The organism is Nocardioides mesophilus, from assembly GCF_014395785.1.
In the GTDB taxonomy this organism is placed as follows: Bacteria; Actinomycetota; Actinomycetes; order Propionibacteriales; family Nocardioidaceae; genus Nocardioides_B; species Nocardioides_B mesophilus.
The window spans coordinates 3,154,587-3,167,828 of the sequence record NZ_CP060713.1 but is presented as its reverse complement, the minus strand read 5'-3'; the positions used below and the strand labels follow the sequence as shown (position 1 = coordinate 3,167,828).

General features: G+C 73.4%; 14 protein-coding genes. 10 read left to right on the top strand and 4 right to left on the bottom strand.

The genetic code is table 11. The annotated features are described in order from the left end of the window. The first annotated feature begins 55 nt into the window (after positions 1-55). From H9L09_RS15280 to H9L09_RS15270, 3 genes are all read left to right on the top strand, one after another. Positions 56-520: a universal stress protein gene (locus H9L09_RS15280; protein ID WP_187577724.1), complete on the top strand. Its 465-nt coding sequence runs from the start codon at positions 56-58 to the stop codon at positions 518-520. 120 nt (positions 521-640) lie between these two features. Next, a complete protein-coding gene (locus H9L09_RS15275) occupies positions 641-1,639 on the top strand; it encodes a universal stress protein (RefSeq protein ID WP_187577723.1) in 999 nt (332 codons plus the stop codon). 77 nt (positions 1,640-1,716) lie between these two features. Next, entirely contained in the window at positions 1,717-2,133 is a 417-nt protein-coding gene (locus tag H9L09_RS15270) for a pyridoxamine 5'-phosphate oxidase family protein (RefSeq protein WP_187577722.1), read from the top strand. Here H9L09_RS15270 and H9L09_RS15265 read toward each other — a convergent pair. Continuing rightward, entirely contained in the window at positions 2,120-3,283 is a 1,164-nt protein-coding gene (locus H9L09_RS15265) for an NAD(P)-dependent alcohol dehydrogenase (RefSeq protein WP_246456055.1), read from the bottom strand. The genes H9L09_RS15270 and H9L09_RS15265 overlap by 14 nt on opposite strands. A gap of 86 nt (positions 3,284-3,369) precedes the next feature. Between H9L09_RS15265 and H9L09_RS15260 the strand changes: the two genes are divergently transcribed. Both H9L09_RS15260 and H9L09_RS15255 read left to right on the top strand, forming a co-directional pair. Beyond that, a complete protein-coding gene (locus H9L09_RS15260; protein WP_187577721.1) occupies positions 3,370-4,311 on the top strand; it encodes a universal stress protein in 942 nt (313 codons plus the stop codon). Further along, positions 4,308-5,258 (top strand): Acg family FMN-binding oxidoreductase, encoded by a 951-nt coding sequence (locus tag H9L09_RS15255; RefSeq protein ID WP_187577720.1) that lies wholly within the window; start codon positions 4,308-4,310, stop codon positions 5,256-5,258. Before H9L09_RS15260 ends, H9L09_RS15255 begins: the two co-directional genes overlap by 4 nt. 12 nt (positions 5,259-5,270) lie before the next feature. On the opposite strand, the gene H9L09_RS15250 is transcribed toward H9L09_RS15255, so the two are convergent. Together H9L09_RS15250 and H9L09_RS15245 are read right to left on the bottom strand one after the other, a co-directional pair. Further along, a complete protein-coding gene (locus H9L09_RS15250) occupies positions 5,271-7,751 on the bottom strand; it encodes a cation-translocating P-type ATPase (RefSeq protein WP_187577719.1) in 2,481 nt (826 codons plus the stop codon). Beyond that, on the bottom strand, positions 7,735-7,953 hold the full coding sequence (locus tag H9L09_RS15245; RefSeq protein WP_187577718.1) for a DUF1918 domain-containing protein: 219 nt from the start codon (positions 7,951-7,953) through the stop codon (positions 7,735-7,737). The genes H9L09_RS15250 and H9L09_RS15245 overlap by 17 nt, the downstream gene beginning before the upstream one ends. A gap of 258 nt (positions 7,954-8,211) precedes the next feature. On the opposite strand from H9L09_RS15245, the gene H9L09_RS15240 reads away from it, so the two are divergent. The 4 genes from H9L09_RS15240 (at position 8,212) to H9L09_RS15230 (ending at position 10,891) form a co-directional block, all read left to right on the top strand. After that, positions 8,212-8,490: a DUF1876 domain-containing protein gene (locus H9L09_RS15240; protein ID WP_223164074.1), complete on the top strand. Its 279-nt coding sequence runs from the start codon at positions 8,212-8,214 to the stop codon at positions 8,488-8,490. A 63-nt stretch (positions 8,491-8,553) separates the two neighbouring features. Then, positions 8,554-9,030, top strand: a complete 477-nt coding sequence (locus H9L09_RS22220; protein ID WP_246456053.1) for an alcohol dehydrogenase catalytic domain-containing protein — start codon at positions 8,554-8,556, stop codon at positions 9,028-9,030. A 32-nt stretch (positions 9,031-9,062) separates the two neighbouring features. Continuing rightward, entirely contained in the window at positions 9,063-9,488 is a 426-nt protein-coding gene (locus H9L09_RS22215) for a zinc-binding dehydrogenase (protein ID WP_246456052.1), read from the top strand. Then, positions 9,485-10,891 (top strand): MBL fold metallo-hydrolase RNA specificity domain-containing protein, encoded by a 1,407-nt coding sequence (locus H9L09_RS15230; protein WP_187577717.1) that lies wholly within the window; start codon positions 9,485-9,487, stop codon positions 10,889-10,891. The genes H9L09_RS22215 and H9L09_RS15230 overlap by 4 nt, the downstream gene beginning before the upstream one ends. 3 nt (positions 10,892-10,894) lie before the next feature. Here the strand turns inward: H9L09_RS15230 and H9L09_RS15225 are convergent, their stop codons facing one another. Next, entirely contained in the window at positions 10,895-11,683 is a 789-nt protein-coding gene (locus tag H9L09_RS15225) for an MEDS domain-containing protein (RefSeq protein ID WP_187577716.1), read from the bottom strand. 314 nt (positions 11,684-11,997) lie between these two features. Here H9L09_RS15225 and sqr point away from each other — a divergent pair, with 314 nt between their 5' ends. After that, positions 11,998-13,242 (top strand): type III sulfide quinone reductase, selenoprotein subtype, encoded by a 1,245-nt coding sequence (gene sqr, locus H9L09_RS15220; RefSeq protein ID WP_187577715.1) that lies wholly within the window; start codon positions 11,998-12,000, stop codon positions 13,240-13,242.

Below are 13,242 nucleotides of genomic sequence, written 5' to 3'. Positions count from 1 at the left end.
CTGGTCGCACACGCAGGCAAACGGTCGCCCGTGAGCACGAGGAGTGAGAGCAGTGATGGACCAGGCAACGATCGTCGTCGGGATCGACGGGTCGCTGGCAGCCGCCGAGGCGCTGAGATGGGCCGCCTGGCAGAGCCAGCTCACCGGCGCTCCTCTCGTCGCCGTTCACGCCTACACAGGTGACAGCGGGCCGGCCTCGGCACGGGCCGACTTCCACCAGGCCGAGGAGGCGTCCGTCCGGGCCCAGGCGACCGCCTGGCTCCGCCAGGCGCTGGCCAGCGCAGACGCAGTTCCCTACCGGACGCGGCTCGAGATCGAGGAAGGCCCGGTGCGCGAGGTGCTCGCCCGCCACTGCGCCGAGGCGCAGCTGCTGGTGCTCGGTCAGCCGTCCCGTTCCCCGGGCCGCGACGCGGCCCAGCCTGCCGACGGCCGTGCGTCGGACTGTCCGGTGGTGACCGTCCCGTCCCGCGGCGAAGACGGAACGGTCCAGCGCCACTCCGGTGTCGCCGCGGTCGTGTGAGAGCCCCGCGGGACCTTCGCCCCGGCCCGCCGGTACCAGAGCCCCTGGGGCCTCGCCGCCTCCGGGACCAGGCTCGGATCAGGGGAGGCGTGGTGACCAGGTCGTGAACGAGGAGCCAGCATGAGCATGTCAACGAGGACCCCGCAGGAGCAGCGGGCCGAGACCGCGGCCAGTCGGGTGGTCGTCGGCGTCGACCCCGACGGCCGGAGCACCAGCGCCGTCAGCTGGGCGGCGCGGGAGGCCGACCACCCCGGCGGCAGCCTCACGCTGGTCACCGCCTACCCCACCCTGAACACCCTCTCCGTCCGGCCCGAGGCCGCCTCGCCGGCGCGGATCGAGGCGCAGGCCCAGAGGGACATCGAACACCTGCTGCGCGGCCTGGAGATCGGCCGCGCCGAGACCAAGATCGTGGTCGACGCCGGAACCGCCACCCAGCTGCTGCTCGACACCGCGGCGACCGCGGACCTGCTGGTCATCGGCCGTCGCGCGCTCAGCAAGGCCCACCGCCTGACGGCGACCAGCACCTCGGTGGCCGTCGCCGGCCGGTCCCCCGTCCCGACGGTCGTGGTGCCCGAGCACTGGGTCCAGCTGGTCAAGCGGACCGCCCCGATCGTGGTCGGCGTGGAGATGCCGGAGCTGCCGCCGCCCGGGCGGCCCAAGGGCGACACCCTCAGCGTCGGGACCGACGAGGCGGTGCTGGAGTTCGCGGCCGCGCGCGCGGACCGGCTCGGAGTCGCCCTGGTGGTCGTGTCGGCCTGGGACGTCCCGTCGCTCTACGCCTGGTCCCCGGACGACATCACCGAGTGCCGCACCCGCTACGACGAGCAGCTCGAGGCGCTGGTCACGCCGTGGCGGGAGCGCTACCCCGAGCTCGAGATCACCGTGGAGGCGGTGGCCGAGACCCCCACGGACGCCGTGGTGGACGCGAGCCACGTCGCCCAGCTGGCCGTGGTCGGGCGGCACACGTCGCCTCGTCACCTCGGCGGCTTCCATGTCGGTTCCACGGCACGGGCCGTGCTGCACCACGCCGAGGTCCCGATCGCCGTGGTGCCGGCGCTGTCCAGGGCGGGAGGCCGGCGCCACGGCCACCCCGAGGACGTCTGGACACCGACGTACTGACTGCTGCAGGCGATGCAGCAGATGCAGCCGATGCAGCGCAGGCCGCAGCGGCCGAGAAGGTCGAAGAGGTGGGTTACATGCTCGACGGTCGATGGGCACCAGGGCATCTCAACGAGCTGTCCGCGCAGGAGTGCTGGGACCTGCTGGCGACACACGAAGTGGGTCGGGTGGGCTTCTGCGACGGGAGGGGAGCGGTGATGCTGCCGGTCAACTACACGGTGCACGACCGATCTGTCCTGTTCCGCACCTCGCCCGACGGCCTGCTCGGCCAGCACCTGCGATGGGGCTACGCCGCCTTCGAGGTCGACGAGTTCGACGACTACACGCAGTCGGGCTGGAGCGTCCTCGTCCGGGGCCCCTCCCGGGCCGCCGACCCCGGGGAGCTGCCCGAGACCGACGAGGCACGTCCGGTGCCCTGGGCAGCCGGCGACCGCTCGCTGGTCCTGCGCGTGACCCCGGACCAGGTCACCGGCAGACGGGTCATGCCGTCCTGACGGGCTCGCGCGCCGGCACCACGACGGCGCGTCCGGTGATCTCTCCGGCGGCGAGCCGGGCGTACACGTCGACCGCGTCGTCGAGGTCGAAGGTCGTCGTCCTGGCCCGGACCAGACCGCGGGCCGCGAGCTCGAGGACCTCGGCGAGTTCGGACCGGTTGCCCCAGTAGGTCGTCTGCACGCTGAGCTCGTAGGGGACGCCGAAGAACGACACCGGGAGGCTGCCGCCGGCGATGCCCACGATCGTCAGGTCGCCCAACGGCCGGGCGTACGCCGCCGCGGCGGCGAGCGAGTCGTCCGACCCCACGAAGTCCAGGACCACGTCGGCGCCGTGGCCGTGGGTGGCGTCACGGACCTGCTCCACCAGTCCCTCACCCGGCTGCAGCGCCAGGTCGGCACCTTCGGCGAGCGCGAGGCTCCGGGCGTCCTCGCGCGGGTCGACCGCGATCACCCGGGCCGGGCACACGGCCTTGAGGATCTGGACCGCCAGGTGACCCAGGCCGCCGACGCCCACCGCGACCGCGGTGCTCTCCGGGGTGAGCTTGGCCAGCGAACGACGCACCGCGTGGTACGGCGTCAGCCCGGCGTCGGTCAGCGGCGCCGCCTCGGCCGGGGTGAGCCCCTCGGGCAGCGGGACGAGGTGCCGGGCGCCCGGCACCAGCAGGTAGTCCGCCATCCCGCCGTCGAGGCCGAGGCCACCTCCCCCGCCCGGCACCGGGGCCAGGTCGGGACGCTCGCAGTAGGTCTCCAGCCCGGCCAGGCAACGGCCGCACCGCCCGCACCCCCAGGCGCCCACGACGGCCACCGGGTCCCCGGGCTCGAGGCCCTCGACGCCCGGACCCAGCCGATGCACCCAACCGGCGTTCTCGTGACCGAGGGTGAACGGCGGGTTCCACGGCAGCGCGCCGGCCTCGAACTCGTGGAGCAGGTGCAGGTCGGAGTGGCAGGCGCCGGCGCCTCCGACCGCGATCACGACCTCGCCCGGCCCCGGGTCAGGCTCCGGCACCTCGGTGAGCACCGGCTCCCCCTGCCACTGCGTCATCCGCACCGCTCGCATGGGGCTCTCCTCGTCGTGGTCCCGCCCGGTGGCCGGGCTCGTCGGTCCCACCGTCACGTGACGTCGCGGAGCGTGGTCAGGTGCGTTGGTCATGCCAGCCAAGGGACTTCGACCCTGGTCGGTCCCGGCGTCGAGCCGAGACGGTGAAGTGACTGACCGAGCCGTCGAAGGAAGTAGCCATGTCCAGCCGCGACCTCCTGCCGATCGTCGTCGCCGTCGGTGACTCCGACGTGCATGAGGCCGCGCTGACCTTCGCCACGGACCAGGCGTTGCGCGAAGGCCGGGGAGTGCGGCTCGTGCACGTCGTCCACTCGCGCGGTGCCGGAGGTCCCGAGTCGATGCTCCTCACGCTGCGTGGGGCCCAGCTGGTCGGGGAGCAGCTGGTCCACCACGCCGCGGAGCGCGTGCAGCAGCTCAGCGACGGACGGCTGCCGGTCGACACGGTGGTCAGGACCGGCTCCACCGTCCCGGTGCTGCTCGAGGCCAGCGAGCGCGCGGACCGGCTGGTCCTGCAGCACCGGCAGCAGTCCCGGTTCGCCCGGATCTTCACCGGGTCGACCGCGGCCGGTGTGGCGGAGCGGTGCGGGGTCCCGATGGTCTCGGTGCCGGAGTCCTGGACCGGGCCGCTCACCGCCGGTGCCCACGTCACCGTCGCGGTCGACCAGGTGCACCCCGACGAGGCGCTGCTGCGCCACGGGTTCTCGATCGCCGAGGGTCTGCGCGGGACGCTCACCGTGATGCACGCGTGGCACCTCCCGACCGCCTACGACGACGCGATCGCCGACCGCAAGGCGGTGCACCGTTGGGCCGCGCAGGCACAACGCGACCTGCAGAGCCGGGTGACCGAGCTCCGCGACGACTACCCCGGGGTGGAGGTCCGGGTGCACGTGCTGCACATGCGTCCCTTCGACGCGCTGCTGCAGGCCTCGGGCCACTCCGACCTCCTCGTCGTCGGTCGCAACCGGGCCCCGAGACGCGTGCCGAGACTGGGCTCGCTGACCCGGTCGCTCATCCAGGAGTCGCTGTGCCCCGTCGAGGTGGTCCCGGCGCTGCGACAGGCGGAGACGCCCGCCTCCGCCGCGCACCAGCGGACCCGCCCCACCCAGACGGTGCGCTCGTGACCGGCACCAGCGCGTCGGCCCGTGCGACGACGGCGGCGCCGCCGTACGAGGAGCTGCTGACGCTCGCCTGCCGCGCGCCCAGCGTGCACAACACCCAGCCCTGGTTGTGGCGGGCGACGGCCACCGGTCTCGAGCTGGTCGCCGACCGGTCCCGGCAGCTGCTGCACAGCGACCCTGACGGCCGCGACCTGGCGATCAGCTGCGGTGCGGCGCTCCACCACGTCCAGGTCGCGGCGGCAGGCCTGGGCTGGGCCTCCCATGTACGCCGGGTCCCCGAGCCCGGCCGGCCGCACCGCCTGGCGATGGTGTCGTTCACCCGGGCTCCGGTCTCCCCCGACGCCACCCGGCTGCTGCAGGCGCTGGCGGCGCGGCACACCGACCGCCGCCCGCTCGGCTCGTGGCCGGTGCCCCCGGAGCAGCTGCACAGCCTCGCCCGGTCGGGCTCCCGCTGGGGGGCCCACGTGCTGCCGGTCTCCGACGGTGCGGTCCGGCAACGTCTCGCCGAGCTCACCGCCCGGGCCGACGAGCTGCAGCGCAGTGACACCGCCTACCTCGACGAGCTGGCGCTGTGGCGGCGCAACGACCGCGGCTCGGGGATGCCGACCGCCGACCTGCTGCGTCGGGAGCCGGCACCGCCCGAGGCGATGGAGGAGGAGGGCGTCGGGCTGCTGATGGTGGCGACCTCCTCGGACGACACGCTCTCGCGGTTGCGGGCCGGGGAGGCGCTGAGCGAGGTCTGGCTCCGGGCGACGCAGAAGGGCCTCTCGGTGGTGCCGATGAGCCAGTGCATCGAGGTGGCGCAGACCCGCGCCGAGGTCTCCGGCACCGTGCTGGAGGACCGGCTCTGCCCGCAGATCCTGGTCCGGATCGGGTGGTTGCCCGCGTCCCGGGAGCCCCTCGAGCGCACCCCGCGACGCGCGCTTCGCGACGTGTTCCTGCGCACCTGAGGTCCGCGCGGCTCAGCGACCCCGGAAGACCCGCACGGCCAGCCCGGGGAGCACCCCCAGGGCGCCGGCCGCGGCCAGCTCCGAGGCGGTCAGGGGGCGGGTGCCGAGCAGCTCCTGCAGCAGCGGGACGTAGAGCGCAAGCAGCTGGAGCAGCACCGCCCCCGCCACGGCCAGCTCCACCATCCGCTCGCGCAGCCGACGCCGGGCGACGGGGGCCCGCAGTGCGAGCGCGACGGACAGCTGGCCGAAGGCGAGCGTCACGAACACGCTGCTCTGGACGTGGGCCCCCCACTGCAGGGCGAGCAGGCCGGCCACGAGTGACACGACACCGATCAGCGAGCCGGCGATGGCGATCTGGCGGAGCAGCCCTGCCCCGAGGATCGACTCCTGCGGCGGGCGCGACGGTTGCTTCATCGTGCGCGGGTCGGCCGGCTCGGCACTGAACGCGACACCGGGCAGCCCGTGCGTGAGCATGTTGATCCAGAGGATCTGGGCCGGCAGCAACGGGATCGGCATCCCCAGGAACGGTCCGAGCAGCATGACGGCCACCTCCGCGAAGCCGCCGCTGATGCCGTAGCGCAGGAAGGTGCGGATGTTGGTGTAGACCCGCCGACCCTCCTCGACGGCATGCGCCAGCGTCTCGAGGTTGTCGTCGACCAGCACGACGTCGGCCGCCTGGCGGGCCACCTCGGTGCCGGTGTCGCCCATCGCCACCCCGATGTCCGCGCGGCGCAGGGCAGGCGCGTCGTTGACGCCGTCGCCGGTCATCGCGACCACCTCACCGCACTGCTGCAGGTGCTCGACGATCTCCACCTTCTGCTCCGGCCGGATCCGGGCGAAGACGCCGACGTCGTCCGGGGGCCCCTGCGCGAGTCGGCCGGACAGGTCCGCTCCCTCGACGACCGCCGGGGTCGCGTCCAGCAGGCCGAGCCGGGCAGCCACCGCGCGCGCGGTGCCGGCGTTGTCCCCGGTGACTAGCACCAGCCGGATGCCGGCACCGTGCAGCTCGTCGATGACACCTCGGGCCGCCGCCCGGGGCGGGTCGCTGATCGCCACCAGGCCGACGAGTCGCAGGCCGGCGTCGTCGAGCCCGAGCAGCTCGTCGCCCTCCCGGTCGGCCACCATCAGCACCCGGTAGCCCGCCTCGCTCAGCTCCTCGGCGGCCAGCAGCGAGCGCTGCGCCGGCTGGTCGTCGGCCAGCAGCTCCGCGACCGCCTCGGCCGCGCCCTTGCAGACCAGCAGCCGTCGCCCGGCGTCGTTGCGGTGCAGGGTGAGCATCCGGCGCACCTGGTTGTCGAAGGGCCGCTCCTCGAGGCGCGCCCACTCCTGGCGTGCCGCGGCCACCGGGAAGACCTCCCGGGCCGCGTTCACCAGGGCCACCTCCAACGGGTCGCCCGAGTCGTCGATGGAGTCCTGGGCGTCATTGCACAGCACGCCGTCGCGCAGCAGGTCACGCTCCGCGGGCTCACCGTCGGCCGGCGTCCACAGCCGCTCCACCACCATCTTGCCCTCGGTGAGGGTGCCGGTCTTGTCCGAGGCGAGGACGGTCACCGAGCCCAGCGTCTCCACGGCGGGGAGTGCCCGGACGACGGCGTGCCGCTGCGCCATCCGGTGGGCTCCGGTGGCCAGGGCGATGGAGACCACCGCCGGCAACGACTCCGGCACCGCGGCCACCGCGAGGCTGACCGCCACCAGGATCATGTCGACCAAGGGACGCCCGCGGGCGAGTCCCAGCAGCAGCACCAGCGTCGCGAGCGCGGCGACGGCGACGACGAGCTGGCCGCTGAGCCGGGTGAGCCGCTGCTGCAGCGGCGTGCTCCGACGCGGGGCCTGCGCCACCAGCGCGGCGATCCGGCCGAGACCGCTCGTCGCGCCGGTCCGCGTCACGACGGCGACCGCCCGACCGCGGGTGGTCACGGTCCCGGCCTCCACCTGCTCGCCGACCGCCCGCTCGCGCGGCTCGGACTCGCCGGTGATCGCCGACTCGTCGAGCTGCAGCCGGTGTGCCTCCACCAGCTCGCCGTCGGCGGCGACCACGTCCCCCGCACCCAGCACCAGCAGGTCCCCGGGAACGACGTCCTCGGCCGAGAGCCGGGTCGGTGCGCCGTCGCGGATCACGACCGCCCAGGGCGCCGCCAGCCGGTCCAGGGCAGCGATGGCCCGCTCGGCGCGCCACTCCTGGACGACGCCGAGCACGGTGTTGAGCACGACGACGAGCCCGATCACCAGGGTGTCGGGGACGTCACCGGTCAGGGTCGTGAAGACGCCGGCGGCGAGCAGCAGCAGCAGCATCGGGTCGCGCAGCTGCATGAGCACACGCCCGAGCATCCGCGGCGGACGGGACCGCGGGATCCGGTTGGGTCCGTGCTCCTCGAGGAGCCGGCGGGCCTCGTCGACGCTCAGGCCGGAGCCGGGCACCGGCCGTTCGGGTCGGGCCGGGGCGGCGAGATCGTCCTCGACGTCCGGCGGCTCTACGTCACGTGGCGCCACCATCGGCCGGCGTCACGTGCTCGAAGTGCTGGACGGTGGCGTCGGGACCCGGGAAGACCAGACCCTCGTGCCCGGTGTCGGACCAGCGGACGAGGTACGGCGGCGCCCCGTCTGCTCCTCGCACCTCCAGGATCTCACCGTCCCGGACGGGACCGTCGACGTGCAGGCTGTGGATGACGAGCCGGTCGCCAGGTGCGGCCTTCATGGGGGTCTCCTCTCCGCCGGGCCGGTTCACCACGGCTTGGTCCCACTCAATCGCAGGGACCGCCTGCCGGGGAGGGACGGAGGTCCCGGGTGCACCGGGCCCGCCGCCCCGACCCCCACCCGGGCGATGTGGGGGACCTTTGCCCCTGCCTCTCGCAGCGGGGCGTCGCTGAGATGGGGTGCGGCCCCAGGTACGAGGGGTCAGGGGTCACGCATCCCGTCCACACCTGGGGCCGCGTCCAGAAAGGTTGAGGAGTCGATGAGCATGCACACCGCCGTCAAGACCTGGTCCGTCGACCTGCTCATCGGTGAGCGGGACGGCCACACCCACGCCGACGCACGACTGCGTACGTCGGACCGCACGTCGCTGACCGCCACCGGGGTGGCCCGGCTGAACCCAGCGGACCGCGACATCCCCGAGATCGGCGACGAGCTGGCCGCGGCACGGGCGCTCTCGGAGCTGGCCCACCAGCTGCTGCACACGGCGGCCCAGGACATCGAGGCCGTCACGCATGAGCGAGCCACGCTGAAGGACTGATCCGTGCGGTCGTGGGTGGTCACCGGAACGGACCGCCCGCGCCTGCGTCAGACCGAGTGCCCGATGCCCGTGCCCGTCCGCGGTGAGGTCCTCGTGCGCGTCGAGGCCTGCGGCGTGTGCCGCACCGACCTGCACCTCGCGGCGCTCGAGCTGCCACCCCGGCAGCCGCACGTCACCCCGGGTCACGAGGTGGTGGGGCGGGTCGCCGAGACCGGTCCCGGGGTGACCCGTTTCGAGGTGGGCGACCGGGTCGGGGTGGCCTGGCTGCACTCGACGTGCGGGCAGTGCCGCTGGTGCCGCAGCGGCCGGGAGAACCTCTGCCCGGCGTCGCGGTACACCGGCTGGGACGCCGAGGGCGGCTACGCCGACCTGCTGACCGTGCCGGCGGCGTTCGCCTATGCCCTGCCCGAGGACGGCGACGCGTGCGAGCTGGCCCCGCTGCTGTGCGCCGGGATCATCGGCTACCGGGCGCTGCGGCGCGCCGCACTTCCTCCGGGGGGCGGCTCGGGCTCTACGGCTTCGGCGCCAGCGCCCACCTGACCGCGCAGATCGCGATCGCGCAGGGAGCCGAGGTGCACGTGCTGACCCGCGGCGAGGACGCGCGCCGGCTGGCGGCCGGGCTGGGGGCGGCCTCCGTCGGCGACGCGTACGACTCCCCTCCCGAGCCCCTCGACTCCGCCATCCTCTTCGCCCCGGTCGGCGACCTGGTGCCGGTGGCCCTGGCGGCCCTCGACCGGGGCGGCACCTTGGCGGTGGCCGGCATCCATCTCAGCGACGTCCCGCCGCTGGACTACCAGGAGCATCTGTTCCGGGAACGGAGCCTGACCACCGTGACCTCCAACACCCGCACCGACGGCGAGGAGCTGCTGCGTCTCGCCGCCGCCCTGCACGTGCGCCCGCACGTCGTCCGCTACCCGTTCTCGGAGGCGGACCGGGCGCTGGACGACCTCGAGCACGGCAGGGTCACCGGGGTCGCGGTGCTCGAGGTGCACCCGTGACCGCGGCGGCGTCGTCGCGAGAGGGCGTCCCGCATGCGTCGCTGACCTTCCACGGAGCCGCGGGCACCGTCACCGGCAGCCGGTTCCTGCTGCAGACCGACCGGTCCCGGGTGCTGGTGGACGCAGGCCTGTTCCAGGGCGAGCGGGCCTGGCGGCGCCGCAACTGGGAGCCACCGTTCGTCGATCCGGGCAGCCTCGACGCTGCCGTGCTCACGCACGCCCATCTCGACCACAGCGGCTACCTGCCCGTGCTGGCGGCGCACGGCTTCACCGGACCGGTGTGGTGCACGGCCAGGACTGCCGAGCTGGCCGAGATCGTGCTGCTCGACGCGGCGCACCTGCAGGAGCAGGAGGCGGAGCGGGCGCTGCTGCACGGCTACTCCAAGCACGACCCCCCCCGCCCGCTGTTCACCACCGAGGACGCGACCCGGGCCCTGCGGCTGCTGCGTCCGATCGCGGTGGAGCTGCTGCAGCGGGTCACCCCCGACATCGACGTCCGGCTCCGGCCGGCGGGCCACATCCTCGGCTCGTCCTTCGCGGAGGTGGACGTGGCCGGTTGCCGGATGCTGTTCAGCGGCGACCTGGGCCGTCCGGGGCACCCGCTGCTCAGCCCCCCGGCCGCTCCGCACGACGTCGACGTGGCGGTGGTGGAGTCGACGTACGGCGACAGCCTGCACCCCGCGCAGGACGAGGAGCACCTCGCCGCGGTGATCAACCGGACGGTCCGCCGGGGCGGGTCCTGCCTGATGCCCGCCTTCGCGGTCGACCGGACGCCGGTGATCGTGCACAGCCTGGTGCGGATGCAGGCCGCACGCCGGATCCCCCGCCTGCCGATCTACGTCGACAGCCCGATGGCGCTGCGGGCCTGGGAGGTCTACCGCAGCGCCCTGGCCGACGGCGACGCCGACCTGCGCCCGGACCTGAAGCCGGACGACCTGGGCTGGGACGAGAACGTCATCCGGGTCCCCGACGCGGCCGGCAGCGAGGCGCTCAACGAGCCGGACCGACCGTGCATCATCGTCTCGGCGTCGGGGATGGCCACCGGCGGGCGCGTCCTGCACCACCTGCGCGCCCAGCTCCCGCACGAGCGGAACTCGGTGATCCTCACCGGCTTCCAGGTCCCCGGCACCCGGGGCCAGGCACTGGCCGACGGCGCCCAGCACCTGAAGATCTACGGCAGCTACGTTCCCGTGCACGCCGAGGTCGTCAGCGTCCTGGGGTTCTCCGCGCACGCGGACTGCGCCCAGCTGGTCACCTGGCTCTCCCGGATCAGCGACCCGGAGGTGGTGTACGTCGTCCACGGGACCGAGACGTCAGCGGCAGCCCTCGCCAAGCGCCTGCGCAAGCAGCTCGGCTGGACCACGGTGGCACCCCGCTTCGGGGAGCGCGTCCGCCTGGTCTGAACCTCACAGCAGCTCGAAGTTCGGACGGTGCTGCGACTCGAGGACCCGCAGCAGCCACCCGGCCTCACCGGCCGGCGGGTGGCACCGTACCCGGCCGCCCTTCTCACGGAACGCCGCGGTGCCGTCGAGCAAGGCCTGTGACGCTCCGGCGGTCAGCGCCTCGACACCCTCCAGGTCGAGGTCCAGGGTGCTGCCGGGCGGCAGCTCCTGCACCATCCGGTGCAAGGACCGCTCCAGCACGTCGCGGTCGTAGCTGTCCACCCGGCCCTCGACGAAGATCTGCTGCCCACTGCGTTGCACGTTCAGGCCGCTCTCGTAGATCCAGTCCGGGTGCAACCGCACGGCCAGGTCCAGCCGTTCGCCCTGCGTCGTGCGTGCGTCGTACTGGCACATCACCGAGACCGGCAGGGTGTGGCAGACCAGCGCGAGCCGGCGCTCGACGTCGAGGTAGCTCTCCTCGCCCTCGACGTCGAGGACCGCGTCGCAGCGACAGGCCATCCGGGTGCTGGGACGGCCCTGCTCGTGGCCTGCCTCGAGCAGGCGCTCCAGGCCCCCCGGCGTCACGGCGTCCGCCAACGTCACGATCTCGAAGCTGCCAGCGTCCCGGGCGGGTCTCAGGTCTAGCCCGCGTCCCGCGAACGACTGCATGATCGTGTAGGCGCCCCAGCCCGCGACATCGACGTAGAGGACCTTCTCGCGGTTGCGCAGCCCGGCGCGGAACCAGTCACCGAGCACGCGCAGCCGCTCACCCTCCGAGTGGTGCAGCAGCAGGATGTGCCCCGTCCGGTGCATGTCCGCCTTCCACCGGGCGGTGCGCCGATCCGGGGCAGGGCCCGGTAGCCCGTTTGTGGTGTCCGTTGCCAACGTTCTACTCCGGTCCGTCCGGGCCGTCACGGTGGTCTAGAGGGGCGGAGCCGACCCGGGAAGGCCGTCGGGCGCGCCGCGCTCGCGTGGTCCTCCCAGGCAGGGAAGGAGGTCGTCCGGGGCAGGGCCCTTAGCCTCTCCCCGCCCACCGCCGGGCGTTCCTAGCGTCGAGGTGGATCGAGACCGGAGAGGTCGGCGTCCAGTCCGCGGCGCCGGCGACTCGTGACACTGAGGAGGGCACCGTGCGTGACCTGGTCATCCTGGGCGCCGGAACGGCCGGGACGATGGCGGCCAACAAGCTGCGTCGCAAGCTCGACCGGAACGACTGGCGGATCACGGTCGTGGACCGCGACGACGAGCACCACTACCAGCCGGGCTACCTCTTCGTCCCCTTCGGCCGGCAGGACCCGGCAGGGCTGGTGCGCTCGCGTCACGCCTTCCTCGCCGACGGTGTCCGGTTCGTGACCGGCGAGGTCGACGAGGTGCAGGCCGAGGACAGCAAGGTGCGGCTGGTCGGCGGACAGGAGCTCGGCTACGACTACCTCGTCATCGCCAGCGGCACCTCTCCCCGCCCGTCCGAGACCCCGGGGATGGAGGGCGCAGCCTGGCGGCGCAGCATCTTCGACTTCTTCACCCTGGACGGCGCGACCGCGCTGCGCGAGGCACTGAACGGGTTCGACCACGGCCGGCTCGTCGTGCACACCACCGACATCCCGATCAAGTGCCCGGTCGCACCGCTGGAGTTCTCCTTCCTCGCCGACGCGTGGCTGCGCGACCGGGGACTGCGGGACCGGGTCGAGATGGTCTTCGCCACCCCACTGCCGGGAGCCTTCACCAAGCCGGTCGCGTCGTCCCGGCTGGGCAACATGCTCGACGAGCGCAAGATCGCCCTCGAGGCGGACTTCCTCGTGGAGCGGATCGACCCCGAGACGCGCACGTTGGTCTCCTACGACGAACGGGAGATCGCCTTCGACCTGCTGGTCACGGTGCCGCTGAACATGGGCGCCGACTTCGTGGCCCGCTCCGGTCTCGGTGACGAGCTCAACTACGTGCCGGTGGACAAGCACACGCTGCGCTCGAAGGCCCACGACAACGTCTTCGCCCTCGGCGACGCCGCCGACCTGCCGACCTCCAAGGCCGGCTCGGTCGCTCACTTCTCCGTCGAGATGTTCGTCCCCAACTTCCTGGAGCACGTCGCCGGACGACCGATGACCCGCTCCTTCGACGGCCATGCCAACTGCTTCATCGAGAGCGGGCACGACAAGGCGCTGCTCATCGACTTCAACTACGACGTCGAGCCGCTGCCGGGCCGGTTCCCCGTTCCCCGGCTGGGTCCGCTGAGCCTGCTCGAGGAGACCCGGATGAACCACCTCGGCAAGCTCGCGTTCCAGTGGATCTACTGGAACGCCCTGCTGCCCGGCCGCCCGATCCCGTTGCCGACCGCCATGTCGATGGCCGGCAAGCACCTCGAGATGCAGGAGGCCTGA